A 26901-nucleotide genomic window follows, 5' to 3' on the forward strand; every position below is an offset into this window, starting at 1 on the left:
TGAATTCCGGTCGGATGCGTACGGTAGAGCTATAACGTGAATAGCAGTACTGCGATGCGACATGGAGAAAATTGAATATTTCCTCGCTAAATGACCCCCGGTTTCCTGCAGGTTTTGCACACAAAAGGTGCGCGGATATGAACAGGCTCGCCTATTCATTAGTTTCAGATGAGGTATTTCAGCTCTGGATTGCTTGCTGAGCGCTACTTGCGCGCGGGTTTGTCAGGCCGCGACGGTATAGGCAGCCGCTGGAACCCGGTCACAGGTACTGCTGCCGGGGATGCCCGGAGACCTGCCAAGCCTCGTCGCGGTGCCCGAGCGAATCGGGTAGGCGCAGCGTCGGTGATGCCCAGGTCCACGCCCCCGCTCCACGTGTGACGACAGCGCGAAGTGCCAGCCCCACCTCTCCGCCTTCTACCTTGGTCGCAGTGCGGCGCTCTTGTCCGCGTACTCCATGCGGCGCAGTCTGGAACCGGCCATCGCAGCCCTAACCCCGGTTGCCCTGTCCGTGCGTTTTCAGCTCCGTCACCCGACAACAAGGAGGTGGACCATGGTTCGTACGTTGCCGTCCGACGCCAGCCAGCGCGTGGATTTCCAGCGGGTACTGGCGACCAGTTTCGCCATCGGCCTGCATTTCCTCGCCCTGCTGGTGCTGCTGCTGCCATTGACCGCTTCGCTGCCGGAGGAGCACCGCGAAAAGCCCGTCGAACGCTGGCAGGTGCGGCAGCTGCCGCCGCAGCCCCCGCTGCCGCCACAGGTGGTGCAACCGCAGCCCCGGGTCCAGCCCGCAGCTCCGCGCCCGGCGACGCCGGCGCCCGTACTGCCAGTGCAGCAACCGTCGATGATCGACCAGGGCAGCCTGCCCGCGGAGCCCGTCGTCGACGCGGGCCCGGCGGTGCCGGATATCGCGCCGGCCTACAGCGGTCCGGTCGCCGGCGCCGACCTGCGGCTGGCCGTGGCCCCGCCGCCGCCCTACCCGCGCGACGCGCTGGCTGCTGGCGCCGAGGGCACGGTGATGCTGCGGGTGCTGGTGGACGTGGACGGACGCCCGCTTGAAGTGAGCGTGGAGCGCAGCAGCGGCAACCGCTCGCTGGACCGCCAGGCCCTGCGCCAGGTGCAGCAGCGCTGGCGCTTCCAGCCGGCCATGCGTGACGGCCAGCCGGTCCAGGCCTGGGGCCTGGTGCCGATCGACTTCAACCTGCAGTAGCCGCAGCGGACGGCCGGCGCCCGCCGGCCGTCCCGCCCTCGCCCGCCCTCGCCCTCGCTCGCCCTCGCTCGCCCCCGCTCTCGTCCATCGCGCGGCGCGCCGCGCCGCTCAGGCGCGGTGGTAGGGATGGTTGGCCAGCATCGCCGCGGCGCGGTACAGCTGCTCGGCCACCACCAGCCGCACCAGCATGTGCGGCAGGGTCAGCGGGCCCAGCGACCAGGATTCATTGGCGATCGCCTTGACCTCCGGCGCGTGGCCCTCGGGCCCGCCGATCAGGAAGGCCAGGTCGCGGCCCTGCTGGCGCCAGTGCTCCATGCGCGTGGCCAGCTGCTCGGACGACCATGGCTTGCCGGGCACGTCCAGGGCGATCACATGCGCGTTCTTCGGCAAGGCCGCCAGCACCCGGCGGCCCTCGTCCTCGGCCGCGCGCTGCGGATCCCGGCCCTTGCCACGCAGGCCTGGCTCCACTTCCACCAGTTCCAGCGGCATCCAGTGCGAGAGCCGCTTGCGGTATTCGGCGAAACCCTCGGCCACCCACGAGGGTGCGCGTTCGCCGGTCGCGATCAGTCGTGCCTTCATCCGCACATGATACGCACCGCATGCGCCGGCCCTGCCTGGCGCCAGTGACCCGCGATTCCCGGATGCCGGAAACGAAGAAGGCCGCGCACCTGGCGCGGCCTCCTGCGATCGGTCATCGACACGCCAATGGAAGGCGCGACGGACGCGGCTTACTCGGCCTCGTCGCCTTCGTCGGCATCGACGCCCGGCTTCTGGTCGCCGACGCTCCACAGCCGCTCCAGCGCGTAGAACTCGCGCACGCGCGGCAGCATCACGTGGACGATGACGTCGCCAAGGTCGACCAGTACCCACTCGGCCTCGCGCTCGCCTTCCACGCCCAGCGGCATGGCGCCGAGGTTCTTGGCGAACTTCACCACTTCGTCGGCGATCGACTTCACGTGGCGGGTGGAGGTACCCGAGGCGATCACCAGGTGGTCGGCGACGCTGGTCTTGCCGCGCACGTCGATCTCCACGACGTCCTTGGCCTTGATTTCCTCGACCGCGGCGCGCACGGCGGCGAGCAGCTGGTCGACGGAGGGGGGCGGCTCGGGAAGCCGGGGCTTGATGACGTGTGCCTGGTTGCTCAAGGAAGACTCTGGGGTAGCCGGGGGAAAGGCCGGCACGGGCCGGCTGCGTGGCGGATTATACCGGCGCCAGGTGGCCGGCCCGTCATGGCGTCCCGCTGGCGCCCGCGCCGTCGGCCTGGGCGGCGCCATACAGGCCATGGTGGAGGATGTAGCCGGCCACCGCCGGCGGCACCATCGACTGCCATTGCGGATCGCCGGCCGCGATCGCCGCGCGCACCGCGGTGGCGGAGGCCGGATTGAGCGGTTGCCGCAGCGCGAGGATGCGGCCATTGGCGGTGCTCGCGAGCGCCGCCGGCGAATCGGTCCAGCGCCCCTGCCCCTCGGCGGCCAGTTCCGGCGGGAGGTCGCGGTCGACCGCTTCGTCGCCGCGGCTGGCCACCACCAGGTGCGCCAGCGTCGGCAGTTCGCGCCACTGGTGCCAGGTCGGCAGCGAACGGAAGCTGTCGGCGCCCAGCAGCAGGGCCAGCGGCGCATCCGCGCCGTGCAGCGCGCGCAGTTCGCGCAGGGTGTCGACGGTCCACGACGGGCCGCTGCGCTGCAGTTCGCGGCGGTCGACCCGGAGGCGGCGGTCGCCGGCCACCGCCACGTCGAGCATGCGCGCGCGGTGGTGGGCATTGGCGCCCGGTGCGGCCCGGTGCGGCGGATCGGCCGCGGGAGCCAGGGTCACGGGCACGCCGAAGGCATCGGCCGCGGCGCGGGCGATGGCCAGGTGGCCCTCATGGACCGGATCGAAGGTGCCGCCGTACCAGAGCCTGAGCATCGCGGCGGGAGGATTCAGCCGGTGGAGGCCAGCAGCCGGGTTGCCGGCGCGTCGGCGATCGCCAGCAACAGCCGTTCCAGCAGCACCCACGGATCGCCCGCGGCCCGGCCCTTGGCGGCGCGGTCCACGCGCGAGGCGTAGGCGGCCAGGCGGTTCCAGCGCAGCGGCGTGGCATGGCGCTGCAGCGCGCGCTTGAACGGCGCCTGGCGCGCTACCCACAGGCCCTGCGACGTCATTTCCGCGGCGAGATTGGCGCCACGGGCCTGGGCCCGCGCCAGCGCCGCCGCGCGCAGCAGTTCGCGGATGACCACCGGCATCAGTCCGGCGACCTGCTCGCCCTCGGCACGCAGGCCAGCGAGCATGCGCCGCACCTGGGCGGAGTGCCCGGACAGCGCGGTCTCGACCAGCCGGAACACGTCGTAGCGGGCGGCATCGGCCACCAGCGACTCCATCGTCGCCAGGTCCAGGGTGGCGCCCGGTGCCAGCAGCGCGAGCTTGTCGATCTCCTGGGCGGCGGCCAGCAGGTTGCCCTCCACCCGTTCGGCCAGGCCCTGCACCGCCTCGGGGCTGGCGCGCAGGCCGCGGTCGCGCAGGCGGCGCTCGATCCAGCCGGGAAGTTCGTGCGGCTTGAGCGCCCAGGCGATGGACACCACGCCCTGCTTGCCCACCGCCTCGTACCACTTGGTCTGGTGCGCCTTGCTCCATTCGTTGGCGACGATGAGCAGGGTCACGTCCGGCGCCGGGTTGGCGCAGAAGGACATGATCACTTCAGAACCGGTCTTGCCCGGCTTGCCGCTGGGCAGGCGCAGTTCCAGCAGGCGGCGCGAGGCGAACAGGCCCGGGGCGTCGAAGCTGGCCGACAGTGCATCCCAGTCCGGCTCGCGGCCTTCGGCCTCGAACACCTCGCGCTCGGCGCCCTCGGCACGGGCGCGGGCGCGGATCGCATCCGCCGCTTCGAGCACGTGCAGGGTTTCAGGGCCGGCGACCAGGTACACCGGGCGCAGCGGCTGGCTGGCGGCCTGGGCGACCAGCTGGTCGGGCTTCAGTTCCATCGCGCCGCGCCTGCCAGGATCGGGCTCACGGGCTGGTGCTCTCCGCGCCGTTTGCGGCGGGCGCGTCGACCGGCTGGCCTGCCGGGAGGTCAGCCGGCTGCGTGCCCTGCGACGGGACCGCGCGCGAGGGATCGGCGCGGACCACGCTGTCGAGGCGGCGCAGGATCGACACCGCCATCTCGCGGCGCAGCTCGTCGGCCAGGATCTCGCGCTCGCTGCTGGTACCGGTGGCGTTTTCCGGCGGCGAGACGTAGTCGCGCGACAGTTCCACCGACTGCTGTGGCACCAGCACCGTGCCATCGCCCAGCACCGCGGTGAACACGGTGGCGTAGCGCAGCGAGAACTCCTGGGCGCGACCACGTTCGTCGATCGCGATCGGCAGGTCGCCCCAGCGCTCGGACAGCACCTCCAGGCGCATCACGTCGCTGGTTGCGGCGTCCTCGCCGGCCACCGTGGCGCCGGCGTTGCGCAGGTTGCGCTCCAGCAGGTTCACCAGCGGGCTGTACGGGGTGCTCGAGATCACCCGCACCGGCGGCGCATCGCTTGGCAGGGCGAGCCGGTCGCGCAGGTGGAAACCGCATCCGGCCAGGGCCAGGGTGGCGAGGAAGAGCAGCGCCCGGGCGGGCGAAGATGCGGTCAGGATCATGTGCGGAAGTCTGGACGAGGCAGCCGCAAGCGGCAACAGGCGCGCAGCCTGACCCATCCCCCGTGAACGCCGGTTGAGAGCGCTTTCCCGCGTCCGCCTGGCGCAACCGGGAGGCCGCGAGGGTTAAAGCCACCACCACCGACAAGGCGGCAGGCAGGCTGCTTTCGCCATGTATCCGGAGGAATAGCCCCCCCAAGTTGGGGGGCTGTCCGCGCGCAGCGCGGGCGGGGGGATGGAGGCAAGCAAAGGCGCGCCCTAGGTTCCGCGAGGAACCTCGGGCTGCGGGCGGCGACGCCGCCCGCGCGCCGTCAACATCGGCGCCGCTACGCGGCGACGATGTTGACGATCTTGCCCGGCACCACGATCACCTTGCGGATGGTCAGGCCTTCCAGGTACTTGGCCGCGTTCGGCTCGGCCCTGGCCAGCGCTTCGACCTGGTCGCGCGGCAGGTCGGCGGCGACCTCGATGGTGCCGCGCAGCTTGCCGTTGACCTGCACCGCCAGGGTCACCGCGTCGCGCACCAGCGCCGACGGATCGGCCTTCGGGAACGGCACGTCCTCCAGCAGGGTCTCCGGGTGGCCCAGCACCTGCCACAGCGCATGGCTGGCGTGCGGGGTGATCGGGTTGAGCAGCAGCACCGCCGCTTCCAGCGCCTCCTGGCGCACGGCCCGGCCCTGGTCGCTGGCATCGTCGAACTTCGAGACCGCGTTGAGCAGCTCCATCACCGCGGCGATGGCGGTATTGAAGGCGCGACGCACCTCGTAGTCGTGGCAGACCTTCTCGATGCTCTCGTGGGTCTTGCGGCGCAGCGCCTTCTGCCCGGCATCCAGCGCGGCCACGTCCAGCGCCGGCGCGGCGCCCTCGGCGGCGTGCTTCTGCACCTGCGCCCACAGCCGGCGCAGGAAGCGCGCCATGCCGTCCACGCCGGCCTCGTTCCACTCGAGCGACTGCTCCGGCGGCGCGGCGAACATCGAGAACAGGCGCACGGTGTCGGCACCGTACTTGTCGACCATCGCCTGCGGGTCCACGCCGTTGTTCTTCGACTTGGACATCTTCTCGGTGCCACCGACCAGCACCGGCTGGCCGTCGGCACGCAGCACCGCGCCGGTGACGCGGCCCTTGTCGTCGCGCTGCACGTCGACGTCGGCCGGGTTGATCCAGTCCTTGGAGCCGTCGTCGTTCTGGCGGTAGTAGGTGTCGGCGATGACCATGCCCTGGGTGAGCAGGTTCAGCGCCGGCTCGTCGCTGTCCACCAGCCGCGCGTCGCGCAGGAGCTTGTGGTAGAAGCGGAAATACATCAGGTGCAGGATCGCGTGCTCGATGCCGCCGATGTACTGGTCCACCGGCAGCCAGTAGTTGCCGCGCTTGTCGACCATCTCCCGCGCCTTGGGCGAGGTGTAGCGCGCGTAGTACCAGCTCGACTCCATGAAGGTGTCGAAGGTGTCGGTCTCGCGCTCGGCCGGTGCACCACACTCCGGGCAGGTGCACTTGCGCCACTCGGGATCGGTCTTGATCGGCGAACCGGTGCCGCTGAACTCCACGTTCTCCGGCAGCAGCACCGGCAGCTGGTCCTCGGGCACCGGGACCGCGCCGCACTTGTCGCAGTAGATCACCGGGATCGGGCAGCCCCAGTAGCGCTGGCGGCTCACGCCCCAGTCGCGCAGGCGGTAGTTCACCCGGCGCTGGCCCTGGCCCTTGCGCTCGAAGCGCTCGGCGAAGGCTTCGAAGGCGCCGCGGTAGTCCAGCCCGTCGAACTCGCCGGAGTTGACCAGTTCCAGGTCCTCGCGGGACTTGTCGCCGTACCAGTCGCGCCAGGTGCCGGCGTCCCAGCTCTTCTCGTCCTCGCTGCGCGGGGACGTCAGGCGGATCACCTGCACCTTGGGCAGGGCGTACTTGCCGGCGAACTCGAAGTCGCGCTGGTCATGGCCGGGCACCGCCATCACCGCGCCGGTGCCGTAGCCCATCAGCACGAAGTTGGCGACCCAGATCGGGACCTGCTCGCCGGTGATCGGATGCACGGCCTTCAGGCCGGTATCCATGCCGCGCTTCTCCTGGGTTTCCAGCTCGGCCTCGGAAACGCCGCCGCGCTTGAGCTCTTCCAGGAACGCGGCCAGCTCCGGCTTCGAAGCGGCGGCCTTGAGCGCCAGCGGATGCTCGCCGGCGATGGAGACGAAAGTCACGCCCATCAGCGTGTCCGGGCGCGTGGTGAACACGCGGATCGGCTCCAGCGCCGTGCCGGCGCCGTCGACCACCTCGAACTGGATCTCCAGGCCCTCGGAACGGCCGATCCAGTTGCGCTGCATGGTCTTGACCGAATCCGGCCAGCCCGGCAGCTCGTCCAGGCCGTCCAGCAGCTCCTGGGCGTAGTCGGTGATGCGCAGGAACCACTGCGGGATCTCGCGCTTCTCGACCAGGGCGCCGGAGCGCCAGCCGCGGCCGTCGATCACCTGCTCGTTGGCCAGCACGGTCTGGTCGACCGGGTCCCAGTTCACCACCGCGTTCTTGCGGTAGGCCAGGCCCTTGCGCATCAGGCGCACGAACATGCGCTGCTCGTGCACGTAGTACTCGGGCGTGCAGGTGGCGAACTCGCGCGACCAGTCGATCGCATAGCCCAGCAGCTTCAGCTGCGAGCGCATGTGCTCGATGTTCTTGTAAGTCCACTTGGCCGGCGCGACCTTGTTCTTGATCGCCGCGTTCTCGGCCGGCAGGCCGAACGCATCCCAGCCCATCGGCTGCAGCACGTTGTGGCCGGTCATGCGCTTGTAGCGGCTGATCACGTCGCCGATGGTGTAGTTGCGCACGTGGCCCATGTGCAGCGCACCGGACGGATACGGCAGCATCGACAGGCAGTAGTACTTTGGCTTGTCGGAGGACTCGTCCACCTCGAAGGCGCGGGTCGACTCCCAGTAGGCCTGGGCGGAGGTTTCGACCGGCTTGGGATCGTAGGCGGAGACGTTTTCGGGGACGGCGGACATTTGCGGTTCGCGGCGGCTGCGGCAAAGTCCACAAGGGTATCGCAGTGCAGCATCCGGCTCCACCGGCGGGGCCCTGTGGTTGCGGGCCACCAGCCGCCCCGCCGACCCTTCCGGCCAAGATCCAGCCCACCCGCGCGAAGGAACCGCCATGAGCCCCAGGCCCCTGCCATGCGTATTCATGAAGTTGCCTCGCGCAGGCACTCCGGAGCGGCGGCGATGAGCGTGCACTGGCTGGGCTTCATCGCCGCGACCCTGACCACCGCGGCCTTCGTGCCGCAGGCGCTCAAGACCCTGCGCAGCCGCGACACCCGCGGCATCTCGCTGGGGATGTACGTGATCTTTACCGTCGGCCTGTGCTTCTGGCTGGCCTACGGCATCGTGCTGCAGTCCTGGCCGATGATCCTGTCCAACATCGTGACCCTGGTGCTGGCCGCGCTGATCCTGGCGCTGAAGATCCGCCACGGCTGAGGCGGCCGCGCCCGGCGGCTCAGTTGCGCCTGGGTGCCAGCGCCACGTAGCCGCACCAGGCCAGCCAGGCCGTGATGGCCAGTCGCTGGGACAGGGCCGGACCGATCCAGCCACCGCCAAGGAAGCTGCCCACCAGCACCAGGACCGCGGCCACGCCCGACACCAGGGGCAGCGCTCTCATCCCCACCACCCTGGACAGGCCTAGTGCCAGTCCGAGACCGGCCAGCGGGAAGGCCAGCGCCCAGGACAGCCAGGCCAGCGCATGCCAGCGGCTGGCGCCGGCATCCTGGTTCTCCAGGTCCAGCGGCAGCAGCCCCTGCGCGGCGAAGGCCAGCGCGGCGAGCAGCGCCAGCTGGGCACCGATGCGCGCCGACCAGCCGGCGACCGGCGGCAGCTGCGAACGCAGGCCCAGCGCGACCCAGGCGGCTGCGACCCCGGGCACGACGAAGCCGAACACACCGAACAGGGTCCCGCCCGGACCCCACTGCCGGGCACCGAGCCAGGCCAGTGGATGCAGCAGGTGGGAGTAGCCCTGCACCGCCATCCCGGCCAGCAGGCTGGCGATCACCAGGCTGGCGACGGCAATGGCCATGCCCAGCACGGCAGACGGTCTGCGGCTCATGGCTCCCTCCAGTGGAAGACGTCCTCGACTCCCACCCCGAAGGCGCGGGCAATGCGGAAGGCCAGTTCCAGCGACGGCGCATAGCGCCCGGCCTCCAGCGCGATGATGGTCTGCCGGGTCACGCCGCAGGCGTCGGCCAGGGCCTGCTGGGTCATCTCCCCGCGTTCGAAGCGCAGGCGCCGGATCTCGTTGGCGACGGGCGTGGTACCGGTCGTCATCGGCGGTCGCGCCAGTGCAGTACCGCGTGTGCGCACGCGCCAACGGCGATCGAGGACAACATCACGAACAGCACCCCGATCTTGATCCACTCCGGGGAGCGCGAGACCACGTACCCGCGCAGCGAATCCATGTCGCACGCCAGCGCCATCACCAGCAGGCAGAACCCAAGCCACCTGGCGGCCGCATTGCCGGAGCGACTCATGAGATGACGGTCATGCTCGTCGAGCGCCTCGGCGTCCGGCCGGACGGCCCATGCAACCACCAGGGCCAGCACGACTGCGAACCAGCGCACGGCTTCGGCAAGGCCGCCCACTTCGCCGGCCCGCCCCGCCGGCGCCCCGAACAGGGTCCAGCCGACGCAAGCGGAAACCAGGCCGAAGGCCACGGCCGCGATCCAGGCCGCACGCTCGTCCTTGCCCATCGAATCGGCAAAGGCCCGGATATCCATTCCTGTCCTCCCTGGTGATTGGCCGCGTCGGCGGCAGGTAACGTCTGCCTTACACGATGTAAGCCAAACTTTACTTTTGCCCGCGGCAATGTCAACTGGACCTTACATCCGCTTGTAAGCTGCCTCCCCCGGCTCCATCTGCCGCCTACATACCCGCAACCGGAACCCTCCATGTCCAACCTTCCCCACGTCGTCGACGTCACCACCGAGAACTTCGAGACCGAGGTCCTGCAGAAATCGCTGCAGACGCCGGTGCTGGTCGACTTCTGGGCGACCTGGTGCGGCCCGTGCAAGTCGCTGGGTCCGATCCTGGAGAAGCTGGCCGGCGAGTACGGCGGCGCCTTCGTGCTGGCCAAGGTCGATGTGGACCAGCAGCAGCAGGTCGCCGCGGCGTTCCAGATCCGCTCGGTGCCGACCGTGTTCCTGCTGGTCGGCGGCCAGCCGGTGGATGCCTTCCAGGGCGCGCTGCCGGAAGGCCAGCTGCGCCAGTTCCTGCAGCAGCACGGGATCGAGCCGCAGGTCGCCGCCGAGATGGTGGAGGCCGAGGCCGCGCCACTGGATCCGCACGAGGAAGTGCTGCGCCTGCGCCAGGCCGTGCAGGCCGAGCCGGAGAAGGACGAGCTGAAGCTGGACCTGGCCCTGGCCCTGCTGCGCACCGGCGCCGCCGCCGAATCCGAGCAGCTGCTCGATGCCCTGCCGGCCAACCTCGCCACCGACGATCGTGCCGTGCGCGCCCGTGCCCGCCTGGGCTTCGCCACCCTGCTCAAGGACGCACCGCCGCCGGCGGCCCTGGAACAGGCCCTGGCCGCCAACCCGGACGACCACCGCGCGCGCCACCTGCTGGCCGTGCACCAGCTGGTCGCCGGCGACTCGGCTTCGGGCCTGGAAAACCTGCTGGAGCTGCTGCGCCGCGACCGCGCCTACGAGGATGGCCTGGCGAAGAAGGCGCTGATCGACGCCTTCCGCGTGGTCGAGGACGAGGACCTGGTCGGCCAGTACCGCCGCAGGATGGCGTCGCTGCTGTTCTGATCCAGGCATTCCTGGACCACCTCCACGGCGCGGCAGGCCTCGCCGCCGCGCCGCTGTCCCGGCCTACATCCCGCGGAAGCGGTGCAGGAACGCACCGCTGACCGGCAGCACTTCCGGATGGCCCTTGAGCCGCAGGCTGTGGCGGCCGAGTTCGTTGCGCACCAGCCGGTCGATCGCCGAGACCCGCACCACCGCCCCGCGGTGCACCTGCCAGAAGGTGTCCGGATCCAGCCCCATCAGCAGTTCCTTCAGCGGCGTGCGGATCACCGCGTCGCCGTCGGCCGTGGCCACCCGCACGTACTTGTCCTGTGCCTGGAAGAACAGCACCTCGTCGATGCCGATCATGCGCACGCTCTCGCCCACGCTGGCGGTGATCCAGCGGATCAGCTGCTCGCCGCGTGGGCGCAGGCGCGCCTCCAGCCCTTCCAGCAAGGACTGCAGGTCTGCCGCGGGACTGCCATTGCGTTCGGCCAGCCGCTGCCTGAGGCGTTCGACCGCCTGCCCAAGCCGCTCCGGCTGCACTGGCTTGAGCAGGTAGTCGGCGGCGCCAGCCTCGAACGCGCGCACGGCGTAGTCGTCGTAGGCGGTGGTGAACACCACCATGCCGCCATGGGCGGCCACCGCGCGGGCCACGTCCATGCCGCTGGCGCCAGGCATGCGGATGTCGAGGAAGGCCACCGCCGGGCGATGCTCCTCCACCGCGTCCAGCGCGGCCTCGCCGTCCTCGCACACCGCCACAAGCTCCAGCTCCGGCCAGGCCGCGCGCAGTTGCTCCACCAGCGCGCGCCGCTGCGGCGCCTCGTCCTCGGCCACCAGCGCGGTCAACCTGCCCGTGCTCATCGCGATGCCTCCTTCCGTGCCGCCTCCTGCAACGCGGCGCAGGCCACGTCGATCCGCGCCACCACGCCGCCGCCAGCTGCAGCCTGCAGGCGCAGCGAGGCCCGGCCGCCGAAACGCTGGGCCAGCTGTTCGCGCACGTTGGCCAGGCCCATGCCGCCACCCACGCCCGGCTGCAGGCCGGCGCCGTCGTCGACCACCCGCACCACCAGCTGTTCGCCTTCGCGACCGGCGGTGATCTCGACCCGGCCCGGACCGGGCCTGGGCTCGATGCCGTGCTTGATCGCGTTCTCGACCAGGGTGATCAGCAGGGCGGGCGGGAACGGCAGCTCGCGCAGGGCCGGATCGACCTGCACCGCCCACGACAGGCGCCCGCCCATGCGTACCTCCATCAGCGCCAGGTAGCTGGCGCAGATGTCCAGCTGCTGGCCGAGGGTGGAAACCATGCCCTGTCCGTCGCGCATGCGCGGGATGGTCGCGCGCAGGAAGGCGACCAGCGCATCGAGCGTGGCCTCGGCCTGCGCCGGATCCTGGCGCACCAGGGCGCGCACCGAAGCCAGGGTGTTGAACAGGAAGTGCGGCTCGACCTGGGCCTGGAGCACGCCCAGGCGCATGTCGGCCTCGCGCGCACGGGTGGCCATCTCGGCCAGCTCGCCGGCGTGCCGGTGGGCCTCCCAGCGACGCCGCTCGCTGAAGTACGCGCGCAGCGCCAGGCCGCCACCGAACAGGCCGTAGATCACCGCCAGCACCGCCAGGTTCACCGCGAGCAGCAGGGCCTTGGCCACCGCGCCCAGCTCCAGCTTCGGCGGCGGCGCGCCGAGCAGGGCCAGGCGCGGTTTCATCAGCTCGTTGACGTATCCGGAGGCGACGTGGTCCACGCCATAGCTCAGGACCATGCCCAGCAGCACCGCGATCACCACGCCCCAGCGCTCGCGCGGCTCCGGCCAGCCTCGGTGGCGCACCCAGGTGGCCAGCGCGGGGCCGAGCATGGCCATCATCGAGAAGGCGGTGAACTGCGCGCCCCATACCTGGGCACCGATGCGCGCGCTCTGCATCGCCAGCGCCACGGCGCCGCCGATCAGGATCGTCGCCACCAGGATCACGCCGCAGAACAGCAGGCTGCGACCGGCCAGCCAGCGCCAGCTGAAGACCGGGTACTGGTGGTAACGGCTCCAGATCGCGTTGCCACCCACCAGCACCTGCGGCGGCAGTACCTGCTGCAGCGAATATCCCGTCCGCGGACCCATCAGCGCTTCCCCCCACCGCGCCCCGGCTGCAGCAGCAGGAGCATCGCCAGCAACGGTGCCAGCAGTTCGAAACCCATGTCCATGGCGACGGCTCCCGTCACTGCGCCTGGCGCTGGCCGCGCAGCACGCGGCCGGCCTGGTGCAGTTCCACCGCCTCGACCTCGCCGTTGGCGCCGCGCAGGAACAGGAACTCGGCTCCGAACGCCGCCGCCTCGAACCGGTCCTTCGCCACCGCCTCCAGCGCGACCGGGCCCTGGCCCGTCGCCTGCGCGACCATCTTGCCACCCTCCTCGCGCACGGACAGGTCGAAGCCCGGCATCAGCGGATAGGTCCCGGCATAGGCGGCCAGCTCGGCCGGCGACGGCTGCGGGAATGCCGCACGCGGCTCGATCCTCACCGCATGCAGCACGGCACCTGCCTGCATCCAGGTGAATCCATACGTGCCGTCGGCGCGCTTCGCGGGGCGCAGCACGGCGTCGAAATCCCGCGGGTAGAAGTCGCCGGCATCGTCGTAGGCCATCTCGTACTCCGGCTGGCCCGCCGGCTGCAGGAACAGCGTTCCATCACGGCTGCGCAGGCTCATCTTCATCGCGCCCTGCACCTGGTACTCGCCGGCCAGTGCCTGCAGCAGCGCCGGTTCCGGCGTGGCCGCGCGGCGCGGCTTGCCCAGCGGCAGCGAGGGTTCGGCCAGGTGGTTGCCGAGGCTTGCCAGGCCACCTATCGAGATCCAGTTGGTGTCCGACAGGATCACCACGCCGCGCTCCTGCTCCGGGTCCAGCATCACCAGCGACGAGAAGCCGCCGGTGGCACCTTCATGGACAAGCAGCTTGCGGTCGCCGGCCGGCGCGATCATCCAGTTCATGCCCATCGGCGGCGTCTGCGAGACCGGCACATGGGTCATGGCCATCGCCCGCGCAACCGGCGTATCGCCCGGGGCCAGTCCGCCCTGCACGTAGCGGACCATGTCATCGAGGGTGGCACGCACGCCACCCACGCCGGCAAGGTCGGTGGCGAAGCGCCACGCGGGCACCTCCTTGCCGCTGGAGCCATGTGCCTTCGCCTCGCGCACGCCGTCGGGGCGGCGGTTGATGAAGGCCCGGTCCATTCCCAGCGGCGCGAACAGGCGCTGCTGCAGCAGGGTTTCCAGGTCGGTACCGGCGCGGCGCGCGACCGCATACGAGAGCAGCATCGAAGCATAGTTGGAGTAGGCGAAGCGGCCGCCCGGGGCGCGGTCGAGCTGCACGTCGGCCAGCGAGGCCAGCAGGCTTTCCGCATCAAGCCCGGCGTAGGGATCGTCCATGCGGGTCAGGTCCATGCCCCGCGACGGCAGCGCCGGCAGCCCCGACGTGTGGGTCACCACGTGGCGCAGCAGGATCGGCTGGCCCTGGAATTCCGGCACCTTCGTGCCTTCAGGCAGCCACGAGGCCAGGGTGTCGTCCAGCGACCCCTTGCCCTGCTGGACCAGGTCGGCCAGCAGGGAGGCGGTCATGGTCTTGCTGACCGAGCCGATCTCGAAGGCCACGTCGGGACCGATGCGGCCGGCCTCGGCGGGATCGGCGCACTGGAAGGTGCGCGAGACGTGGGTCTTCTCGACCACCGCCACGGCCATGCAGGCGCCGGTGCGGTCGCCATCCAGGCGCTGGCGGACGAGCTGGGCGAGGCTGGCATCGTCCATCGCATGCGCCGGGGCGGCGGCGAGGACCAGGGCAACCAGGGCGGCAGGCTTCATGTCGGGCTCTCCATTGCGTCTCGGGATGGCGCCATCATTGGCACCGGCAACGCCAGCGTGCGGACATGCGACGAACGCGGCCCCGCGGGCGACGAACGCCCCCGGATGCGTCGCCGATGCTCAGCCGGCCAGCAGCCCGGCCATCGCCTTGCGGTAGCGGGCGGCGATGGCCTCACCGTCGAGGTGGCGGCCGCCACGCACCCGCACCTGTCCCGCCACCCGGGTTTCGGACACCAGCGGCCGGTTGCCGGCGAACAGCCAGCGGTCGGCCAGGTCATCGGCGGTCGCGCCGGCCAGCTGCGGCGCCGTGGCATCCAGCAGCACCACGTCGCCGGCGGTGTCGGCGAAGCCGGTGGCATCGGCCGCGCTGGCGGCGACACCGGCCAGCAGGGTGGCGCCGACGTGGGGGTTGTCCGCGTCGGCGGCGATGTTGCGGCGGCGGGCAATCAGGCGCTGCCCGTACTCAAGCCAGCGCAGCTCCTCCACCGGCGACACCGAGACGTGCGAGTCCGAGCCGATGCCCCAGCGCCCGCCGGCATCCAGGTAGTCGCGCAGCGGGAACAGGCCGTCGCCGAGGTTGGCCTCGGTGGTCGTGCAGATCGCCACCGTCGCGCCGCTGGCGGCGATGCCCTGCACTTCCTCCGCGTCCAGGTGGGTGGCGTGGACCAGGGTCCAGCGGCGGTCGACCGGGAACCGTCGCAGCAGCCACTGCACCGGGCGCTCGCCACGCACCGCCAGGCTGGCCTCGACCTCGGGCACCTGCTCGGCGATATGCACATGGATACGCGCGTCGCCCGGCAGCGCGTCGAGCACCGCGCGCATCGCGTCCTCGGGCACCGCGCGCAGGCTGTGGAAGGCGCAGCCGATGCGCAACATGTCGTCCTGCAGCGGGCGCAGGCCGTCGAGCAGGCGCAGGAAGCCGTCCACGTCGTGGGCGAAGCGCCGTTGCCGCGGCGACAGCGGCTCGCCGGCGAACCCGCCGCTCATGTACAGCACCGGCAGCAGGGCCAAGCGGATGCCGGTATCCCGCGCGGCGGCGATGAGCGCGCGCGACATCGCCGCCGGATCGGCATAAGGCGTACCGTCGGGCTGGTGGTGCACGTAGTGGAACTCGCACACCGTGGTGTAGCCGGCTTCCAGCATCTCCGCGTACAGCTGCGATGCGACCGCATAGGTGCTGTCCGGGTCCATGCGCGCGGCGAAGCGGTACATCAGCTCGCGCCAGGTCCAGAAACTGTCCTGCGGATGGGTACGGTGTTCGGCCAGTCCGGCCATCGCCCTCTGGAAGGCATGCGAGTGCAGGTTGGCGATGCCGGCCAGGGCGTATTGGTGGTCGTTGTGCATGGACCGCATTGTGCCCGGCCTGCACGCCGCCGGGTGCGTGCGAGAATCCGTGGCATGACCGACACGATCCCGACCATCCCATGACCCGCGCGCCCCTTTGGGATGGCCTGCTGCTCGACGCGCGCCTGGCCACGCTGGATGGCGCCGGCTACGGACTGGTCGAGGACGCCGCGCTGGGCTGGAAGGACGGCCGCATCGTCCATGCCGGTCCGCGCGACGCGCTGCCGCCATCCGACGGCCCGCTGGCCACGCAGGTGCTGCAGGGCGGAGGGCGCCTGGTCACGCCAGGACTGGTCGACTGCCATACCCACCTGGTGTTCGGTGGCGACCGCGCCGGTGAACTCGAGCAGCGCCTGCTCGGCGCCAGCTACGAGGAGATCGCCCGTGCCGGCGGCGGCATCGTGTCCACGGTGCGCGCCACCCGGCAGGCGGATGCGGCCTCGCTGCTGGCACAGTCGCTGCCGCGCGCACGGGCCCTGGTCGCCGACGGCGTGACCACGCTCGAGATCAAGTCGGGCTACGGCCTGGATTTCGATGGCGAGCGGCGCATGCTGCAGGTCGCGCGCCAGGTCGGCGCCAGCCTTGCCATCGAGGTGCGCACCACCTTCCTTGGCGCCCATGCCCTGCCGCCGGAGTACGCGGGCCGCGCCGACGACTACATCGATGCGGTCTGCCAGTGGCTGCCGCGGCTGCATGCCGAAGGCCTGGTCGATGCGGTGGACGCGTTCTGCGAGCGCATCGGCTTCGACGCGGCGCAGACCCGGCGCGTGTTCGAGGCCGCGGGCGCGCTCGGGCTGCCGGTGAAACTGCACGCCGACCAGCTCAGCGACGGCGCCGGCGCGGCCCTGGTCGCGGAATTCGGCGGACTGTCGGCCGACCATGTCGAACACACCTCGCCGGCGGGCGTGGCGGCGATGGCACGCGCCGGCACCGTGGCCGTGCTGCTGCCCGGCGCCTTCCATGTGTTGCGCGAGACGAAGCTGCCGCCGCTGGAGGCCTTCCGCGCCCACGGCGTGCCGATGGCAGTGGCCACCGACTGCAATCCCGGCACCTCGCCGCTGCAGTCGCTGCGCCTGGCCATGGCCCTGGCCTGCACCCACTTCCGGCTCACCCCGGAGGAGGCGCTGCGCGGCGCCACCGTGCACGCGGCGCGGGCACTGGGGCTGGAGGACCGCGGCCGCCTGGCCGAGGGCCTGCGCGCGGACTTCGTGCTGTGGAATGCGAAAAGCCCGGCCGAGCTCTGCTACTGGCTGGGCGGCAACCTGGCGGCCTCGGCCTGGAGCGGCGGGCGCCAGCTGTACTGAGGGCCGCAGCTGGAAACACGTACCCCTGAAACGCGGAACGCGGCGCCTGGCGCCGCGTTCCGGATGGTGCTGCCGATGGAACCGGGATCAGCCGGCCTTGGCCACCGACTTCTTGGCCACCGCCTTCTTCACGACGGTCTTCTTGGCCGCCGGAGCAGCCGAACCGGCGGCGGCACGGGTGCCCCCGTGGCGGCGCGCATTGCCGTAGCTGGCGTTGTAGCGCTTGCCCTTGGCGGTCTTGCGGTCACCCTTGCCCATCTTCAACTCCTTGATTCAAATGACGTATACGGCGCGCGGCGCGCGACAGGCCGGAAAGCCTAGCATGCCGCGCTCAGTGGGCGCAGCTGGCGTCATGAACGTGGCCATGGTTGAGCCGCAGGTTCAGCAGGTGGGCGACACCGACCATGGTGCCGCCGAAGGTCATCGCCACCGCGTGCGGAACCACCGATTCGTGCAGCGGCGCGTACAGCAGGGCAGCCCACAGCGCGACCAGGCCCGGGACTAGCAGGCCCAGGGCACGCAGCGCGCGGTGGCGGCGGTAGCTCAGGCCCAGGCTGAACAGCCCCAGCAGGGTCACGAACGACACCAGCGCCCACTCCACCCCGTCGTCGAACCACAGCGACACGCCCAGCGCGGGGATCACCGCCAGCAGAAGGGGCGCCGCAGCGCAGTGGATCGCGCACAGCAGCGAACCCGTGGCGCCGAAACGGTCCAGGAGGTTGTGGTGCCGGTGGTGGTGGTCGTGCGGCATCGGTGGCCCGGGGGTGGCGACAGAAGTGATAGATACATTATAACATTCGCTATCCCACGTCACCCCCTGGATCCCACGTGCTTCAAGAGATGTATCCCGCGCGCGCCCCGCTGGCGGCCGCCCTGGCCCTGGCCTGCCTTGCGCTGAGCGCCCCCGCCCTTGCCCACGACGATCCCACCGACCTGCCCGCCCTGCAGGTCACCGCCTCGCCGCTGCCTGGCGATGCCGAGAGCCTCACCCGCCCGGTCGAGGTCCTCCAGGGCGAGACCCTCGACGACGCCCGCGGCGCCACCCTTGGCGAGACGGTCGCCCGGCTTCCCGGCGTGCAGACCAGCTATTTCGGCCCGGGTGTGGGCCGGCCGATCCTGCGTGGCCTCGATGGCCCGCGGGTGCAGGTGCTCGCCAGCGGCCTCGGCAGCCAGGACGCCTCCACCGTCAGCGCCGACCACGCCGCCAGCGTCGAGCCGTTCCTGGCCGACCAGATCGAGGTACTCAAGGGCCCGGCCACCCTGCTGTTTGGTTCCGGAGCGATCGGTGGCGCGGTCAACGTGGTCGACGGGCGCATCGCCCGCGAGGTGCCGGAGGCGCCGCTGTCCGGCCGCGCCGAACTGCGCGGCAACACGGTCAACCACGAACGCAGCGGCATGTTCCGGCTGGACGGCGTCAGCGGCGGCAACCTGGTGCTGCACGCCGATGGCCTGGTGCGCGACACCGACGACTACCGCATCCCCGGCCAGGCCCATGCCACGCATGCCGAAGGCGAAGACGAGGCCGGCCACGACACGCCGGCCGGCCACCTCGCCAACAGCGCAATGCAGACCCGTGCCGCAGGCCTCGGCCTCACCTGGTTCGGCGAAGCCGGCTACCTGGGTGTCGCCGCGAGCACGTACCGCAGCGAATACGGCATTCCCCCGGGCGCGCACGTCCACGCCCACCCGCACGATGATGACCACGACCACGATCACGATCACGGCGGGGACGGGGAGGAAGAACACGGACACGAGGCGCACGAGGCCGACGTACGCGTCGACCTGCGCCAGGACCGGCTGGAGCTCAAGGGCGGCATCTACAACCCGGCGTCCTTCCTGGAGCGGATAGATTTCCATGGCGCCTGGAGCGATTACGAGCACGTGGAGCTGGAAGGCCACGAGGTCGGCACCCGCTTCACCAGCCGCGGCCACGACGCGCGCCTGCAGGCGGTGCAGCAGGAGCTGGCCGGCTGGCGCGGTGCGTTCGGCCTGCAGTCGACCCGGGTCGATTTCGGCGCGGTGGGTGCCGAGGCTTTCGTGCCCGGCACGGTTACCCGCAGCACCGGCGTGTTCGTGCTGCAGGAGAAGAGCGCAGGCCCGCTGAAGATGGAGTTCGGTGCGCGCCACGACCGGGTCGAGCTGGATCCGCAGGGGGCGAACCCGCAGCGCAGCTTCGGTGCCACCAGCCTCTCCGCCTCGGCCATCTGGAAGCTCACCCCGGCGCTGGACCTGCGCTTCGGTGCGGACCGCTCCGAGCGCGCGCCCACCCAGGAGGAGCTGTACGCCAGCGGCCTGCACGTGGCCACCGCCTCGCTGGAGATCGGCGATGCGCGGCTGGAGACCGAGAGCGCCCTGCGCGGAGAGATCGGCCTGCATGCGCACCACAGCCGCTTCGACCTGGAACTGTCGGTCTACCGCAGCCGTTTCGACGACTTCATCCACCTGGCGGACACCGGCGTGAGCGAGGACGGCGTCCCGGTGCGGCTGTGGACCCAGGCCGGCGCGGTGTTCACTGGCGCCGAGGCCGAGGCCATCGTGCACCTGGCCGACAACGCCAGCGGCCGCTGGGACCTGCGCCTGTTCGCCGACCACGTCCGTGGCAGCCTGGATGGCAGCGGCAGCCGTACCGCCGCCTTCGGCGTGCCGCACGCCGACCATCTGCACGCCTACACCGTGGAACTCGACAACGGCGGCCCGCTGCCGCGCATCGCCCCTGGCCGTTTCGGCGCAAGCCTGGGCTGGGACCACGAAGGCTGGCGTGCCTCGCTGGGCGCGGTGCGCTACCGCGCCCAGGACCGGGTCGCGCGCAACGAGGAACCCAGCCCCGGCTACACCCTGGTCGACGCGCACCTGTCCTACGGCTGGGACCAGGCCGAGGGCGGCCGCTGGGAGGTGTTCCTGGACGGCAGCAACCTCACCGATGCCGAGGCGCGGCCGCACACCTCGCTGCTGCGCGAGTACGCGCCGCTGCCAGGGCGGGCGGTGGCCTTCGGCATCCGCGCCTGGTTCTGACCGTCGGAATGCAGCGTGCCGTCGCGAACCACGGCGGCACGCTTCCATGAATACGTGCATATGCACCTATAGTGGCGGCCTGCCCAACGCCGGCCCCCCGCCATGCCTGCAACCGCTTCGCCCTGCACCTGCTTCCGGCTGCGTCGCGCGGCGCGCCAGGTCTCGCAGGTCTACGACCACGCCCTTGCCGGCGCGGGACTCAACGTCAACCAGTATTCGCTGCTGCGCCACCTGCGCACGCCCGGCACCCTGGGCGCGCTGGCCGCCCACCTGGGCATGGACCGCACCACCCTCAGCCGCAACCTGCGCCCGCTGCTGCGCGACGGTCTGGTTGCCGATGCGCGTGGTGACGATCCGCGCCAGCGCGTACTGATGCTCACCGCCGCCGGGCGCGAGCGCGTCGCCAGCGCGCGTCCGCTGTGGCGGCGTGCGCAGCAGCGGATCGATGCCCTGCTTGGCGCCGACGCCGGCAACCAGCTGCTGGCTGGGCTGGATGCGCTGGAGAGCGCGCTGGCACGGGAGCGCCAGGCATGAACGCGGCACGCAACTCCAGCACCACCGGCCTGGTCATCGCCGCCGCGCTGATCCTGATGCTGACCATGGGCGCGCGCCAGACCACCGGCCTGTTCGTCGCACCGATCCATCTGGATACCGGCGTCGGCATCGCCACCATCAGCCTGGCGCTGGCGATCGGCCAGTTCACCTGGGGCGCGGTGCAGCCGGTGTTCGGTGCGCTGGCCGATCGCTACGGCCCCGAGCCGGTGCTGGTCGGCGGTGGCCTGCTGCTGGCCGCGGGCCTGGCCCTGGTGCCGTTCCTGCCTTCCGGGCCCGGGCTGATGCTGAGCCTCGGCCTGATGACCGCCGCCGGCGCCGGTGCCGGCAGCTTCTCGATCCTGATCGGCGCCACCGCCGGGCGGCTGCCACCGGAGCGGCGCTCGTCCGCCGCCGGCCTGATCAACGCCGGCGGCTCGCTGGGGCAGTTCGTGTTCGCGCCGGTGCTGCAGCTGGTGATCGGCGCGGCCGGCTGGACCGTGGCGATGCTTGGCATGGCCGCGACCTCGCTGCTGACCCTGCCGCTGGCGCGCCTCTTCCGCCGCCGCGAGGGCGAGGCGCCGCCGGCGCACGAGGGCTTCGAGGACCGCGGCCTGCGCCACCAGCTGGGCGTGGCCGCGCGCGACCGCAGCTACTGGCTGCTGCACCTGGGCTTCTTCACCTGTGGCGTGCACGTGGCCTTCCTGGTCACCCACCTGCCCGGCGAGGTGGCGCTGTGCGGATTGCCGGCCAGCGTCTCGGCGGTGTCCATCGCCCTGATCGGCCTGTTCAACATCGCCGGTAGCCTGGCCGCCGGCAAGCTCGGCGAGCGCTTCCGCATGAAGTGGATCCTGGCGGCCATGTACGCCAGCCGCGCCGTGCTGATCGCGCTGTTCCTGCTGGCGCCGCCAAGCGCCTGGACCTTCTACCTGTTTGCCGCGGGACTGGGATTCACCTGGCTGGCGACGGTGCCGCCGACCGCGGGCCTGGTCGGCAAGCTGTTCGGGCCGCGCTACCTGGGCACGCTGTTCGGCCTGACCCTGCTGTCGCACCAGGTCGGCGGCTTCTTCGGCGCGTGGCTGGGTGGCGTCGCGCTGGAAGCCACCGGCAGCTACCAGTGGATGTGGTACGCGGACATGGCGCTGGCGCTGGTGGCCGCGGTGGCCAATGCGCCGATCAGGGAGCGGAAGCTCGTGCCCGCGGCGGCCTGATCGCACCGCGATCCGGTCGCCGGCTCAGCCGGCGCAGCGCGCGCAGAGCCCGTGCACTTCCAGGGTCTGCGCCTGCGGCTGGAAGCCCAGCGCCTTGGCGCGTGCGTCGAGCTGCTTCACCACCTCGCGATCCTCCAGCTCCACCGCGCTGTGGCAGCGGTCGCAGATCAGGAACGGCACCGAGTGCTGGGCGCTGTTGGGATGGTGGCAGGCGACGAAGGCGTTGACCGACGACAGCTTGTGCACGAAGCCGTTGGCCATCAGGAAATCCAGCGCGCGGTACACGGTCGGCGGCGCATCGGCGCCGGCGCCCTTGGTCTCGCGCACCTTCTCCAGCAGGTCGTAGGCCTTCACCGGCTTGCCGGCATCGGCGATCAGGCGCAGCACGTTGGCCCGGATCGGGGTCAGGCGCAGGCCGCGCTCGCCGCAGGCCCGCTCCACCGCCCGTACGAACGCTTCGGCGCTGTGGACGTGGTGATGGGGGTCGGTACAGGCGTGCGGCATGGCGTCTCCGGGGTCAGCCCTTCGGTACCTTGGTGATGGCGGCATCGATGCGCTTCAAGGCTTCGTCGCGGCCAGCCAGGTAGACCGTCCAGGAAATGTCCGGGCTCACCTGGGTGCCGGTGATGGCCACGCGCAGCGGCTGGGCGACCTTGCCCATGCCCAGTTCCAGCGCGGCGGCGGTGTCGTGCAGGGCCTGGCCGACGCCCTCGACCGTCCACTCCGGCAGCGCAGCGAGGAGCTCCCGGGCCTTGGCCAGCGGCGCGTCGGCACCGGCCTTCAGGTGCTTGGCCACCGCGGCCTCGTCGTAGGTCTCCAGCGGCGTGTACCAGACCACCGCCTTCTCGGCCATCTCGCGCAGGGTCTGCACGCGCTCGCGCAGGGCCACGACCACGTCTTCCGGCTTCGGTCCGTTGGCCTGGTCCAGGCCCAGCTTTTCCAGGTGGTAGGCCAGCTGCGGCGCGACCTGGGCCGGATCGGTGGTCTTGAGGAAGTGCTGGTTGACCCAGCCCAGCTTGGCCATGTCCAGGCGCGCGGCCTTGGAATTGCAGTTGCGCACGTCGAACAGGTCGATCAGCTCCTGGCGGCTGAAGATCTCCTGGTCGCCATGCGACCAGCCCAGGCGCGCCAGGTAGCTCAGCAGGGCGTCAGGCAGGTAGCCCATGTCCTTGTACTGCATGACGTCGGCCGCGCCGGTGCGCTTGGACAGCTTGGCGCCGGCTTCGTCCAGGATCATCGGCATGTGGCCGAACTTCGGCACCGGGGCGCCGATGGCCTCGTACAGGTTGATCTGGCGCGGGGTGTTGTTGATGTGGTCGTCGCCGCGGATGACCTCGGTGATGCCCATGTCCCAGTCGTCGACCACCACCGCGAAGTTGTAGGTCGGGTAGCCGTCCGGGCGGAAGATCACCATGTCGTCGAGCTCGCTGTTGGCGATCTCGATGCGGCCCTTGATCAGGTCGTCGAAGGCGACCACGCCATCGGTCGGGTTCTTGAAGCGGATGACGCGGTTCGGGTCGTCCCGATACGGCAGGTTGAGCTCGCGCGCGGCGCCGTTGTAGCGCGGCTTCTCCTGCTTCGCCATCGCGGCCTCGCGCATGGCGTCGAGCTCCTCGCGGGTCTCGTAGGCGTAGTAGGCCTTGCCCTGGGCGACCAGCTGCTCGGCCACTTCCTTGTAACGCTCGACCCGGTGGGTCTGGTAGATCGGGCCTTCGTCGTAGTCCAGGCCCAGCCAGTCCATCGCCTCGAGGATGGCGTCGATGGCCGCCTGGGTGCTGCGCTCGCGGTCGGTGTCCTCGATCCGCAGCACGAACCTGCCGCCGCGATGGCGGGCCTCCAGCCAGCAGTACAGCGCGGTGCGGGCGCCACCGATGTGCAGGTAGCCGGTGGGACTGGGGGCGAAGCGGGTGCGGCAGGTCATGGGAATGGGGGCAGACAGGGAATGGGACATTTTACCCCGCCGGCGCCGCAGCCATCTCCGGCCCCTCACGACGCCGGCGCACCACCCTTCCGCGGTGCGCCAGACCGGACCGCGCCCCTTATGGACCGTCCGCGAATACGACCCGGTTACGCCCGGCGCGCTTGGCCTCGTACAGCGCCTCGTCGGCTCGCTTGAACAGCGCCTCGAAACCCTCGTCCGGACCGCGCAGGGCCACGCCCAAGCTCACCGTGACCGGCACTGGCACGCCGTGCTCGAACGGATGCCTCTCGACCGCCCGGCGCAGGTCCTCGGCGATCCCGGCGACCTGGTCGGTACGCACGCCCGGCAGCAGGACCACGAACTCCTCGCCGCCCCAGCGCACCAGCCAGTCGCCGGGGCGCAGCTGGCGCCGCAGTACCGCGGCCAGTTCGTGCAGCACGCGGTCGCCGGTGTCGTGGCCGCAGCTGTCGTTGACCCGCTTGAAGTGGTCGATGTCCAGCACCAGCAGGGCCTGGGCATGGCCAGGCGCGACGCTGGAGCCGGCCGGCAGCCGCGCCCAGCGCTGCTCGAAGCCGTGGCGGTTCAGGGTCAGGGTCAGCGGATCGGTGGTGGCGCGGGTGCGGTAACGCTCGGCCTCGCTCTGCAACGAGATCCGCTCGGCGCGGTAGATGCGCAGCTGCAGCAGCGCGTACAGCACGATCCCTGCCAGCCACACTCCTAGGATCCCCAGGTACCAGCTCTCGCGCGACAGGCCCGGGCGCACGAAGGTGATTTCCTGCACCTCCAGGTCGTGCACGCCCTCGGTCATGGGGTAGGAGAAATCCAGTCCCACCGTGACCACGTTGCTCAGTTCGGCGCGCGCCAGATCGCGCGGCAGCTTGTAGTACAGCCGCCACCACTCGGCGACGGTGAACTCGTCCACGCTCAGCGACAGCGGCGCGCGCAGGTCCTGGGTGGCCAGGAACACCGAGTTGTACTTGGTGCTGTTGGTGTCGCCCACGATCGAGTAGCGCGGGTCGAAATGGCGCGCGAACAGCCGCAGCTTCGGCACGTCGCCCTTGTAGACGACCTTGACCTCCACGTGCGTGTAGTTCGACAGGTCCACGCCACGGTCCGGGCCGGCGCCGACGAAATAGTTGATCGCGCAGTAGTAGAGCGGCTCGTCGGTGCCCGGCGGGTAATGGCAGCGCATGCGGCGCTTGCTCGCGTCCAGCCACTCTCCGGCCTCGGGGTGGCCGGGCACCGGGGTCGAGGACAGGACGATCCCGTCGGCGGGGATCCGGGTCACGTCGAAGCGCACCGGCGGGATCAGGTCGTAACCGGCGATGGCACCGAGGGTCAGGGCCACGCCCGCCAGCAGGGCCAGGGCGGCACGCTTGCGCTGCCCGGAATGGGCCGTCGGGGTCTGGGGTACTTCGGTGCCGCCCGAGGTCATGTGCGCCTTGCCAGTGCTGTCGGTGGGCGATCCTTGCGTCACCCGTATGGCGCGCACGTTAGCAAAGGCCACCGCGGGCTGCACCGTGCACTCCCGGCCAATCGACCGCGGCCACGCCCCGGTCGGGGACCGCACGGGGGCGGAAGGGGCGGCCCAGGGCCTACAATCCGGTGATGAGCACCCTGTTCGTCTCCGACCTGCACCTGGATCCGGTCCGCCCGGAAATCACCGCCCTGTTCCTGCGTTTCCTGCGCGAACGCGCGGCCACGGCCGATGCCCTCTACATCCTTGGCGACCTGTTCGAGGCCTGGGTGGGCGACGACGATCCCTCCGAGGCCGGGGCCGAGGTCGCCTCCGGGCTGCGGGCGCTGGCCAACGCCGGCGTGCCTGTCTACTTCATGCACGGCAACCGCGACTTCCTGGTCGGCCAGGACTACGCCCGCCGCGCCGGCATGCGCATCCTGCCCGACCCTTCGGTGGTGTCCCTGCATGGAAAGCCGGTGCTGCTGATGCACGGCGACCTGCTGTGCAGCGACGACACCGCCTACCAGGCCTTCCGCGCCCAGACCCGCGATCCGGCCTGGCAGCAGCGCTTCCTGGCGCAGCCGCTGCAGGCACGGCTCGCGTTCGCCGCGCAGGCCCGCCAGGCCAGCATGGCCCGCCAGCAGGAAATGCTGCAGGGCGACCGCGGCAGCTTCGAGACCGTGACCGACGTTACCCCGGCCACGGTGGAAGCCACCCTCGCCCGCTTCGGCGTGGACACCCTGGTCCACGGCCATACCCACCGTCCGGCGGTGCACGAACTCCAGGTGGACGGGCGCGGGTGCCGCCGCGTCGTCCTGGGCGACTGGTACGAGCAGGGCTCGGTGCTGGTAGTGGACGCCACGGGCATGGCGCTCGAGCGGCTCTGACCGGCCGCCGGCGCAGCACCCTGCTCAGCGGTTGGCGTGCTCGGCCTCGGCGTGGCGCAGCGATTCCAGCTCGTCCTCGTCGAAGCCGGCCAGCAGCCGCGCCTCGATGTTGAACGGGCCGTGCAGGTAGCCGCCGGCGTACTCGCGCAGCAGCTCGCGGAAGCGGGCGCGCGGCTCCACCCCGGCGCGCTCGCAGTACCAGCGGTACCAGCGCGAACCGGCGGCCACGTGGGCCACTTCCTCGCGCAGGATCACCTCGAGGATCGACACCGTGTCGGCATCGCCGAGATCACGCAGGCGCACGATCATCCCCGGGGTCACGTCCAGTCCGCGCGCCTCCAGCACGCGCGGCACCAGGGCCATGCGCGCCAGGCCGTCGTGCGCGGTCTTCTCGCACATCTCCCACAGGCCGTTGTGCGCGTCGAAGTCGCCGTAGTCGCGGCCCATCCGACGCAGGCGCTCGCGCAGCAGGGTGAAGTGGCGGGCCTCGTCGTCGGCCACCTGCACCCAGTCGCGGTAGAACTGCTCCGGCAAGCCGCGGAAGCGGTAGGCCGCGTCCCAGCCCAGGTCGATGGCGTTGAGCTCGATATGGGCGATGGCGTGCAGGAACGCGGCGCGCCCCTCCTCGCTGCCCAGCCCGCGCCGCGGCAGGCGTCGCGGGTGCACCAGCTGCGGCCGCTCCGGGCGGCCCGGCATGCGGATCGGCTCCGGCGGCGGCGCGTCGGCGGGCAGGACGATGTCGCCGCGGGCGAAGGCCGCGGCATATTCGTGGGTCAACGCGACCTTGCGGGCCGGATCGGCCTCGTCCAGGCAGGCGCGCGCGGCCTGGTACAGGTCCATCACCACGC

At 71.1% G+C, this 26901-nt stretch carries 27 protein-coding genes; 8 read left to right on the top strand and 19 right to left on the bottom strand.

What is annotated here, in order from left to right:
- Positions 1 to 550 precede the first annotated feature (550 nt).
- On the top strand, positions 551 to 1207 hold the full coding sequence (locus PSESU_RS11195) for an energy transducer TonB (RefSeq protein ID WP_013535892.1): 657 nt from the start codon (positions 551 to 553) through the stop codon (positions 1205 to 1207).
- A 108-nt stretch (positions 1208 to 1315) separates the two neighbouring features.
- Here PSESU_RS11195 and rlmH read toward each other — a convergent pair whose 3' ends face one another.
- The 6 genes from rlmH to leuS form a co-directional block, all read right to left on the bottom strand.
- Positions 1316 to 1786: a 23S rRNA (pseudouridine(1915)-N(3))-methyltransferase RlmH gene (gene rlmH / locus PSESU_RS11200; protein ID WP_013535893.1), complete on the bottom strand. Its 471-nt coding sequence runs from the start codon at positions 1784 to 1786 to the stop codon at positions 1316 to 1318.
- A gap of 149 nt (positions 1787 to 1935) precedes the next feature.
- Positions 1936 to 2352 carry a ribosome silencing factor gene (gene rsfS, locus PSESU_RS11205; RefSeq protein ID WP_013535894.1) on the bottom strand — a complete coding sequence of 139 codons (417 nt, stop codon included), beginning with the start codon at positions 2350 to 2352 and terminating at the stop codon, positions 1936 to 1938.
- A gap of 82 nt (positions 2353 to 2434) precedes the next feature.
- The gene (nadD, locus tag PSESU_RS11210) at positions 2435 to 3112 is read right to left on the bottom strand and encodes a nicotinate-nucleotide adenylyltransferase (RefSeq protein WP_013535895.1); all 678 of its coding nucleotides are present in this window, start codon (positions 3110 to 3112) and stop codon (positions 2435 to 2437) included.
- 14 nt (positions 3113 to 3126) lie between these two features.
- A complete protein-coding gene (gene holA, locus PSESU_RS11215) occupies positions 3127 to 4164 on the bottom strand; it encodes a DNA polymerase III subunit delta (protein WP_013535896.1) in 1038 nt (345 codons plus the stop codon).
- A gap of 25 nt (positions 4165 to 4189) precedes the next feature.
- Positions 4190 to 4810, bottom strand: a complete 621-nt coding sequence (gene lptE / locus PSESU_RS11220; protein WP_013535897.1) for an LPS assembly lipoprotein LptE — start codon at positions 4808 to 4810, stop codon at positions 4190 to 4192.
- Positions 4811 to 5133: 323 nt separating this feature from the next.
- Entirely contained in the window at positions 5134 to 7785 is a 2652-nt protein-coding gene (gene leuS, locus PSESU_RS11225) for a leucine--tRNA ligase (protein ID WP_013535898.1), read from the bottom strand.
- A gap of 216 nt (positions 7786 to 8001) precedes the next feature.
- Here leuS and PSESU_RS11230 point away from each other — a divergent pair, with 216 nt between their 5' ends.
- Entirely contained in the window at positions 8002 to 8253 is a 252-nt protein-coding gene (locus PSESU_RS11230) for a SemiSWEET transporter (RefSeq protein WP_013535899.1), read from the top strand.
- A 19-nt stretch (positions 8254 to 8272) separates the two neighbouring features.
- On the opposite strand, the gene PSESU_RS11235 is transcribed toward PSESU_RS11230, so the two are convergent.
- The 3 genes from PSESU_RS11235 to PSESU_RS11245 are packed head-to-tail and all read right to left on the bottom strand — an operon-like array spanning position 8273 to position 9542.
- Complete coding sequence (locus PSESU_RS11235; RefSeq protein ID WP_013535900.1) at positions 8273 to 8875, bottom strand: DUF998 domain-containing protein; 603 nt, start codon at positions 8873 to 8875, stop codon at positions 8273 to 8275.
- On the bottom strand, positions 8872 to 9093 hold the full coding sequence (locus tag PSESU_RS11240; RefSeq protein WP_013535901.1) for a helix-turn-helix transcriptional regulator: 222 nt from the start codon (positions 9091 to 9093) through the stop codon (positions 8872 to 8874). The genes PSESU_RS11235 and PSESU_RS11240 overlap by 4 nt, the downstream gene beginning before the upstream one ends.
- Complete coding sequence (locus PSESU_RS11245) at positions 9090 to 9542, bottom strand: hypothetical protein (RefSeq protein ID WP_013535902.1); 453 nt, start codon at positions 9540 to 9542, stop codon at positions 9090 to 9092. The genes PSESU_RS11240 and PSESU_RS11245 overlap by 4 nt, the downstream gene beginning before the upstream one ends.
- A gap of 171 nt (positions 9543 to 9713) precedes the next feature.
- Between PSESU_RS11245 and trxA the strand changes: the two genes are divergently transcribed.
- A complete protein-coding gene (gene trxA / locus PSESU_RS11250; protein WP_013535903.1) occupies positions 9714 to 10571 on the top strand; it encodes a thioredoxin in 858 nt (285 codons plus the stop codon).
- A gap of 63 nt (positions 10572 to 10634) precedes the next feature.
- On the opposite strand, the gene PSESU_RS11255 is transcribed toward trxA, so the two are convergent.
- From PSESU_RS11255 to PSESU_RS11270, 4 genes are all read right to left on the bottom strand, one after another.
- Positions 10635 to 11411, bottom strand: a complete 777-nt coding sequence (locus PSESU_RS11255) for a LytR/AlgR family response regulator transcription factor (protein WP_013535904.1) — start codon at positions 11409 to 11411, stop codon at positions 10635 to 10637.
- Positions 11408 to 12655: a sensor histidine kinase gene (locus tag PSESU_RS11260; RefSeq protein WP_013535905.1), complete on the bottom strand. Its 1248-nt coding sequence runs from the start codon at positions 12653 to 12655 to the stop codon at positions 11408 to 11410. Before PSESU_RS11260 ends, PSESU_RS11255 begins: the two co-directional genes overlap by 4 nt.
- A 97-nt stretch (positions 12656 to 12752) precedes the next feature.
- On the bottom strand, positions 12753 to 14384 hold the full coding sequence (locus PSESU_RS11265) for a serine hydrolase (protein WP_013535906.1): 1632 nt from the start codon (positions 14382 to 14384) through the stop codon (positions 12753 to 12755).
- 120 nt (positions 14385 to 14504) lie between these two features.
- Positions 14505 to 15737 carry a formimidoylglutamate deiminase gene (locus PSESU_RS11270; protein WP_013535907.1) on the bottom strand — a complete coding sequence of 411 codons (1233 nt, stop codon included), beginning with the start codon at positions 15735 to 15737 and terminating at the stop codon, positions 14505 to 14507.
- Between the two features lie 71 nt (positions 15738 to 15808).
- On the opposite strand from PSESU_RS11270, the gene hutI reads away from it, so the two are divergent.
- Positions 15809 to 17032 carry an imidazolonepropionase gene (gene hutI / locus PSESU_RS11275; protein WP_013535908.1) on the top strand — a complete coding sequence of 408 codons (1224 nt, stop codon included), beginning with the start codon at positions 15809 to 15811 and terminating at the stop codon, positions 17030 to 17032.
- 87 nt (positions 17033 to 17119) lie between these two features.
- Here hutI and PSESU_RS15970 read toward each other — a convergent pair whose 3' ends face one another.
- The gene (locus tag PSESU_RS15970) at positions 17120 to 17290 is read right to left on the bottom strand and encodes a 30S ribosomal protein THX (protein ID WP_013535909.1); all 171 of its coding nucleotides are present in this window, start codon (positions 17288 to 17290) and stop codon (positions 17120 to 17122) included.
- Positions 17291 to 17363: 73 nt separating this feature from the next.
- Positions 17364 to 17783 (bottom strand): MerC domain-containing protein, encoded by a 420-nt coding sequence (locus PSESU_RS11280; RefSeq protein ID WP_013535910.1) that lies wholly within the window; start codon positions 17781 to 17783, stop codon positions 17364 to 17366.
- Positions 17784 to 17872: 89 nt separating this feature from the next.
- Here PSESU_RS11280 and PSESU_RS11285 point away from each other — a divergent pair, with 89 nt between their 5' ends.
- From PSESU_RS11285 to PSESU_RS11295, 3 genes are all read left to right on the top strand, one after another.
- Positions 17873 to 20044 (top strand): TonB-dependent receptor, encoded by a 2172-nt coding sequence (locus PSESU_RS11285; RefSeq protein WP_013535911.1) that lies wholly within the window; start codon positions 17873 to 17875, stop codon positions 20042 to 20044.
- A gap of 102 nt (positions 20045 to 20146) precedes the next feature.
- Entirely contained in the window at positions 20147 to 20578 is a 432-nt protein-coding gene (locus PSESU_RS11290; protein ID WP_013535912.1) for a MarR family winged helix-turn-helix transcriptional regulator, read from the top strand.
- Positions 20575 to 21786 carry an MFS transporter gene (locus PSESU_RS11295; protein WP_013535913.1) on the top strand — a complete coding sequence of 404 codons (1212 nt, stop codon included), beginning with the start codon at positions 20575 to 20577 and terminating at the stop codon, positions 21784 to 21786. Before PSESU_RS11290 ends, PSESU_RS11295 begins: the two co-directional genes overlap by 4 nt.
- A 24-nt stretch (positions 21787 to 21810) precedes the next feature.
- On the opposite strand, the gene PSESU_RS11300 is transcribed toward PSESU_RS11295, so the two are convergent.
- The 3 genes from PSESU_RS11300 to PSESU_RS11310 all read right to left on the bottom strand — a co-directional run bounded on the left by PSESU_RS11300 (position 21811) and on the right by PSESU_RS11310 (position 25142).
- A complete protein-coding gene (locus PSESU_RS11300) occupies positions 21811 to 22290 on the bottom strand; it encodes a transcriptional repressor (RefSeq protein ID WP_013535914.1) in 480 nt (159 codons plus the stop codon).
- A gap of 13 nt (positions 22291 to 22303) precedes the next feature.
- Positions 22304 to 23707: a glutamate--tRNA ligase gene (gene gltX / locus PSESU_RS11305; RefSeq protein WP_013535915.1), complete on the bottom strand. Its 1404-nt coding sequence runs from the start codon at positions 23705 to 23707 to the stop codon at positions 22304 to 22306.
- Positions 23708 to 23825: 118 nt separating this feature from the next.
- Complete coding sequence (locus PSESU_RS11310; protein ID WP_013535916.1) at positions 23826 to 25142, bottom strand: GGDEF domain-containing protein; 1317 nt, start codon at positions 25140 to 25142, stop codon at positions 23826 to 23828.
- A 173-nt stretch (positions 25143 to 25315) separates the two neighbouring features.
- Between PSESU_RS11310 and lpxH the strand changes: the two genes are divergently transcribed.
- Complete coding sequence (gene lpxH, locus PSESU_RS11315) at positions 25316 to 26053, top strand: UDP-2,3-diacylglucosamine diphosphatase (RefSeq protein ID WP_013535917.1); 738 nt, start codon at positions 25316 to 25318, stop codon at positions 26051 to 26053.
- Positions 26054 to 26077: 24 nt separating this feature from the next.
- Here lpxH and PSESU_RS11320 read toward each other — a convergent pair whose 3' ends face one another.
- A complete protein-coding gene (locus PSESU_RS11320; protein WP_013535918.1) occupies positions 26078 to 26893 on the bottom strand; it encodes a ferritin-like domain-containing protein in 816 nt (271 codons plus the stop codon).
- Between the last annotated feature and the right edge of the window lie 8 nt (positions 26894 to 26901).

This window comes from Pseudoxanthomonas suwonensis 11-1, assembly GCF_000185965.1.
Classification (GTDB): domain Bacteria; phylum Pseudomonadota; class Gammaproteobacteria; order Xanthomonadales; family Xanthomonadaceae; genus Pseudoxanthomonas; species Pseudoxanthomonas suwonensis_A.

Bases quoted from the DNA above. Each gene is read 5' to 3' on its own strand.
- gltX (WP_013535915.1), bottom strand. From the start codon at position 23,707: ATGACCTGCCGCACCCGCTTCGCCCCCAGTCCCACCGGCTACCTGCAC.
- PSESU_RS11255 (WP_013535904.1), bottom strand. From the start codon at position 11,411: ATGAGCACGGGCAGGTTGACCGCGCTGGTGGCCGAGGACGAGGCGCCG.
- leuS (WP_013535898.1), bottom strand. From the start codon at position 7,785: ATGTCCGCCGTCCCCGAAAACGTCTCCGCCTACGATCCCAAGCCGGTC.
- PSESU_RS11270 (WP_013535907.1), bottom strand. From the start codon at position 15,737: ATGCGGTCCATGCACAACGACCACCAATACGCCCTGGCCGGCATCGCC.
- PSESU_RS11230 (WP_013535899.1), top strand. From the start codon at position 8,002: ATGAGCGTGCACTGGCTGGGCTTCATCGCCGCGACCCTGACCACCGCG.
- holA (WP_013535896.1), bottom strand. From the start codon at position 4,164: ATGGAACTGAAGCCCGACCAGCTGGTCGCCCAGGCCGCCAGCCAGCCG.
- PSESU_RS11235 (WP_013535900.1), bottom strand. From the start codon at position 8,875: ATGAGCCGCAGACCGTCTGCCGTGCTGGGCATGGCCATTGCCGTCGCC.
- PSESU_RS11290 (WP_013535912.1), top strand. From the start codon at position 20,147: ATGCCTGCAACCGCTTCGCCCTGCACCTGCTTCCGGCTGCGTCGCGCG.
- nadD (WP_013535895.1), bottom strand. From the start codon at position 3,112: ATGCTCAGGCTCTGGTACGGCGGCACCTTCGATCCGGTCCATGAGGGC.
- rlmH (WP_013535893.1), bottom strand. From the start codon at position 1,786: ATGAAGGCACGACTGATCGCGACCGGCGAACGCGCACCCTCGTGGGTG.
- lptE (WP_013535897.1), bottom strand. From the start codon at position 4,810: ATGATCCTGACCGCATCTTCGCCCGCCCGGGCGCTGCTCTTCCTCGCC.
- PSESU_RS11195 (WP_013535892.1), top strand. From the start codon at position 551: ATGGTTCGTACGTTGCCGTCCGACGCCAGCCAGCGCGTGGATTTCCAG.
- PSESU_RS11320 (WP_013535918.1), bottom strand. From the start codon at position 26,893: ATGGACCTGTACCAGGCCGCGCGCGCCTGCCTGGACGAGGCCGATCCG.
- hutI (WP_013535908.1), top strand. From the start codon at position 15,809: ATGACCCGCGCGCCCCTTTGGGATGGCCTGCTGCTCGACGCGCGCCTG.
- lpxH (WP_013535917.1), top strand. From the start codon at position 25,316: ATGAGCACCCTGTTCGTCTCCGACCTGCACCTGGATCCGGTCCGCCCG.
- PSESU_RS11280 (WP_013535910.1), bottom strand. From the start codon at position 17,783: ATGCCGCACGACCACCACCACCGGCACCACAACCTCCTGGACCGTTTC.
- PSESU_RS11245 (WP_013535902.1), bottom strand. From the start codon at position 9,542: ATGGATATCCGGGCCTTTGCCGATTCGATGGGCAAGGACGAGCGTGCG.
- PSESU_RS11285 (WP_013535911.1), top strand. From the start codon at position 17,873: ATGTATCCCGCGCGCGCCCCGCTGGCGGCCGCCCTGGCCCTGGCCTGC.
- PSESU_RS11265 (WP_013535906.1), bottom strand. From the start codon at position 14,384: ATGAAGCCTGCCGCCCTGGTTGCCCTGGTCCTCGCCGCCGCCCCGGCG.
- PSESU_RS11310 (WP_013535916.1), bottom strand. From the start codon at position 25,142: ATGACCTCGGGCGGCACCGAAGTACCCCAGACCCCGACGGCCCATTCC.
- PSESU_RS11240 (WP_013535901.1), bottom strand. From the start codon at position 9,093: ATGACGACCGGTACCACGCCCGTCGCCAACGAGATCCGGCGCCTGCGC.
- PSESU_RS15970 (WP_013535909.1), bottom strand. From the start codon at position 17,290: ATGGGCAAGGGTGACCGCAAGACCGCCAAGGGCAAGCGCTACAACGCC.
- trxA (WP_013535903.1), top strand. From the start codon at position 9,714: ATGTCCAACCTTCCCCACGTCGTCGACGTCACCACCGAGAACTTCGAG.
- PSESU_RS11295 (WP_013535913.1), top strand. From the start codon at position 20,575: ATGAACGCGGCACGCAACTCCAGCACCACCGGCCTGGTCATCGCCGCC.
- PSESU_RS11260 (WP_013535905.1), bottom strand. From the start codon at position 12,655: ATGGGTCCGCGGACGGGATATTCGCTGCAGCAGGTACTGCCGCCGCAG.
- PSESU_RS11300 (WP_013535914.1), bottom strand. From the start codon at position 22,290: ATGCCGCACGCCTGTACCGACCCCCATCACCACGTCCACAGCGCCGAA.